Origin of the sequence: Desulforegula conservatrix Mb1Pa (assembly GCF_000426225.1) — a bacterium.
Classification (GTDB): domain Bacteria; phylum Desulfobacterota; class Desulfobacteria; order Desulfobacterales; family Desulforegulaceae; genus Desulforegula; species Desulforegula conservatrix.
Genome location: NZ_AUEY01000145.1, coordinates 1 through 2,959 on the forward strand (window position 1 = coordinate 1; position 2,959 = coordinate 2,959).

Consider the following 2,959-nt stretch of genomic DNA (forward strand, 5'->3'; position numbering starts at 1 on the left):
CCCCCCGCCGATAGAGGATATCCCCTTAGATCCTAACGGGAGGACAACTCAAATGAAAAAAATATGTTTTCAAGCTTTTTACGGGAGCATTAAGTCTTCATTCTTTTACAGTATCCTCATCTAACGTATCAATATCTATAGCTTTATTAAACTTAGCCGCTGCACTTACATGACCTTTCTTCTTTGGATCCAAATCTTGTGGATTATTTTCTGGCTCAAAAATTTTTTTCTCCGGTTTTTCTTTTCTCATTTATCCTCCGTAATTTTTTTTGCTCAAAATAAGACCGTAATAATCAATGTCCAGGGGATGAGCAAAAAAGAAGATTAGTTCCGATAATGTTACCTTATCGGACTTAATCTTTTAAAAATTTTTATGTGTCGTGATTGACTGATCTTTGATTATCAGTATAAAAAAAAGGTCAATGCTGGGGTAATGTAACAGAATTTGTCTTGAGCCATTCTGAAAACTGGATCTCTTCAATTTTGCCTTCTGCCAGTGCAAGCACTATTGTTACGGCATCTACTTCTGGAGCCATCAATTCCCATCCATTTAAGACAAGAAAAATATAAGAAGCAAGAAAGCCAGTGCGTTTGTTGCCGTCCACAAATGGATGATTCTTTATTATTCCAAAAGCATAGGCAGCTGCCAAATCAAAAACAGAAGGATTTTTGTAGGCTGCAAGATGCTGCGGACGCATCAGAGCCGAAGAAACCAGGCCCATATCACGAATACCTTGCCTCCCGCCATGCTCGGCAATTTGTTCATCGTGTACAGCAAGAATAACAGTCTCTTTGAGCCAGCACCAGGTCATTACTTGGCAAGCTCATGCAAAGCGTTCCGGTATTTTTTCATACCTCGTCGGGCAATAGCCATTTGATCCTCGAATTCTGGATCGTAAGGTGTAAGGTTATAACCGTCTGGCGTTTCTGTCAGAAAAACGCTGTCGCCCTTTTTAACCTTCAGCCGTGCAGCGGCTTCTTTTGGCAGGATTAACCCGGTTGAATTACCAATTTGTGTTACTGTTACGCGCATATAAAACCTCCTTCTGTTATAATATAAATTATAACAGAAGGAGGTCTGAAGTCAAGTATACGAGTACAACTCGACAATATGAGGTTGTCATCAAACCCTTACTTTATTCTCCTTGACGGATATATATAAAAAGTATTACTTTTATATAAAAGTAATACTAATTTAATTAGGAGTATATTTATGATAACAGACGCCATAAAAATAACACAGAAAGGACAGGTAACGATTCCAAAGGAAATCCGGAATCGGCTCCAGACCACATCTGTTTATTTTGAAGTTGTTAACGATGATATAGTTATCAGACCCGTAAAGGATGCGGCAGGCACTCTCAGCAAGTTTGCAAAGAATGCGAAGCCGGGAATGTCAATCCAGGAAATGAAAAACATGGCATGGGAAGAGGCTATACATGAAAAAACAGATAAAGAGCCTTCCTGACACCAATGTCATCATCAGATATCTGGTAAGAGATGACGAAGCACAATACGCATTGGCAAAAGAATTTTTTGACAGTGTAAGAAACGGAAAGAAAAAAGCCGTAGTTCTTGAAAGCGTAATAACTGAATGTATCTATGTTCTTGTTAAAATCTACAAGGTTCCAAAAGGCATGGCAGCAGAAAGCCTTACGGATATTCTGCATTATAAGGGAATTGCAAACCATGACCAGAAAGAACTGATATCTGCGCTTAAACTCTTTGCAGAGCGCAATATAGATATTGTGGATTGCATTCTCTGCGTAAAAGCTTCTGAAACTGATGCATCTCTTTTTTCTTTTGACAAAGAACTGAACAAAGTGAGCTGTAAAGCCGACATTTCATGATGGAAAGAAAGGGTCAATATGTGGAATTATCGTATTGTACGAAAAAGATATGTCTATACAGATCCTGAGAGCAATAAGGAAAGAGTGGATTACACATATGCCATACATGAGGCATTCTGCGATAATAATGGTAAGGTTGGAGCAATCACCCAGGATCACGTCGCACCTTTGGGAGATAATATAGAAGACCTGCGGCATTCCTGGGTCATGATGGCGGAAGCTTTTGGCCAGCCGGTTCTTGACTATGACAACATCCCGGAGCCAGGATATGAAAGAGAAAATGATCCCATAGGTTCTGTACTTGATGAGAGGGGCATGGCACTGGAGGACGGTACGGCAAAAACGATCTCGTGGCAGGAAATGAAAAAAGACCTGGAAGAGAGGTTTGGGCCTTTAGATGTCGCAGCACATAGAAAACAAATAGAAGAAGATAGAATAGAGAAAGAGCGGGTTCATAATGAAGGCTTTATAGGCAATCAGACACTTGAGGAGCTTATCAAAAAGCTATACTCAGACTACCGAGCACATCATCCACGGGAAAAAACTGAATCTGAAACCTGTTGTTAATCCAAATTTATGATTACAGGCCTTTCGGCTTCATGGACGGAATTGTACCATGTCTTTTAGGATAGAATGTTGTCTGAGTACATAAAACAGGAAACAAAGATGATAATTACTCTGGAACTAACAGAAAAAGACGCAGAAGTTTTTTCAGAATTTTTAAAACGCATGGGATTAAGTGATTATACGGCCAAGGCAAGGACAACCGACGAAGCTTATTTGATGCAGGATGCCGGAGAAAAAATCAGGAAAACTCTGGCTGAATATGGTTTTCGCCAAGATAATTAGGAGTCAAGGAATACTGTTTGTTAAATATTTGATAGTTCTATTTCAACTTGAGCTACTATTTCACTGGCTTTTATATCAAGGGATTTTGAAATCTGAAGTAAGGTATTTAATGACGGCTGTCTCAAACCTCTCTCCAATAAAGAAATAAAAGTACGATCAAGGTCCGCTTCAAGGGCAAGCTTTTCTTGTGAAAAGCCTTTTTCAGCCCTGATTTTTTTCAAAATCTTTCCAAAAATTTCTTCTGATTTTTTCATTTCAAG

8 protein-coding genes are annotated in these 2,959 nt (G+C 39.1%); 4 read left to right on the forward strand and 4 right to left on the reverse strand.

The genetic code is table 11. The features are described from left to right. Positions 1 to 97: 97 nt before the first annotated feature. From K245_RS27925 to K245_RS0121095, 3 genes are all read right to left on the reverse strand, one after another. Positions 98 to 250 (reverse strand): hypothetical protein, encoded by a 153-nt coding sequence (locus K245_RS27925; RefSeq protein ID WP_156906876.1) that lies wholly within the window; start codon positions 248 to 250, stop codon positions 98 to 100. Positions 251 to 419: 169 nt separating this feature from the next. Continuing rightward, a complete protein-coding gene (locus K245_RS0121090; protein WP_027360753.1) occupies positions 420 to 812 on the reverse strand; it encodes a type II toxin-antitoxin system death-on-curing family toxin in 393 nt (130 codons plus the stop codon). Next, the gene (locus K245_RS0121095; RefSeq protein WP_027360754.1) at positions 812 to 1,033 is read right to left on the reverse strand and encodes an AbrB/MazE/SpoVT family DNA-binding domain-containing protein; all 222 of its coding nucleotides are present in this window, start codon (positions 1,031 to 1,033) and stop codon (positions 812 to 814) included. The genes K245_RS0121090 and K245_RS0121095 overlap by 1 nt, the downstream gene beginning before the upstream one ends. A 180-nt stretch (positions 1,034 to 1,213) precedes the next feature. Between K245_RS0121095 and K245_RS0121100 the strand changes: the two genes are divergently transcribed. The 4 genes from K245_RS0121100 to K245_RS0121115 all read left to right on the forward strand — a co-directional run bounded on the left by K245_RS0121100 (position 1,214) and on the right by K245_RS0121115 (position 2,699). Next, the gene (locus K245_RS0121100) at positions 1,214 to 1,468 is read left to right on the forward strand and encodes an AbrB/MazE/SpoVT family DNA-binding domain-containing protein (RefSeq protein ID WP_027360755.1); all 255 of its coding nucleotides are present in this window, start codon (positions 1,214 to 1,216) and stop codon (positions 1,466 to 1,468) included. Next, positions 1,440 to 1,850 carry a PIN domain-containing protein gene (locus tag K245_RS0121105; protein ID WP_051284515.1) on the forward strand — a complete coding sequence of 137 codons (411 nt, stop codon included), beginning with the start codon at positions 1,440 to 1,442 and terminating at the stop codon, positions 1,848 to 1,850. Before K245_RS0121100 ends, K245_RS0121105 begins: the two co-directional genes overlap by 29 nt. Before the next feature lie 18 nt (positions 1,851 to 1,868). Continuing rightward, complete coding sequence (locus K245_RS0121110; protein WP_027360757.1) at positions 1,869 to 2,417, forward strand: hypothetical protein; 549 nt, start codon at positions 1,869 to 1,871, stop codon at positions 2,415 to 2,417. Positions 2,418 to 2,516: 99 nt separating this feature from the next. Then, positions 2,517 to 2,699: a DUF7706 family protein gene (locus K245_RS0121115; protein ID WP_027360758.1), complete on the forward strand. Its 183-nt coding sequence runs from the start codon at positions 2,517 to 2,519 to the stop codon at positions 2,697 to 2,699. Between the two features lie 20 nt (positions 2,700 to 2,719). Here K245_RS0121115 and K245_RS0121120 read toward each other — a convergent pair. Further along, a partial coding sequence (locus tag K245_RS0121120; protein ID WP_332248680.1) for a helix-turn-helix domain-containing protein occupies positions 2,720 to 2,959 on the reverse strand: 240 nt, incomplete at its 5' end.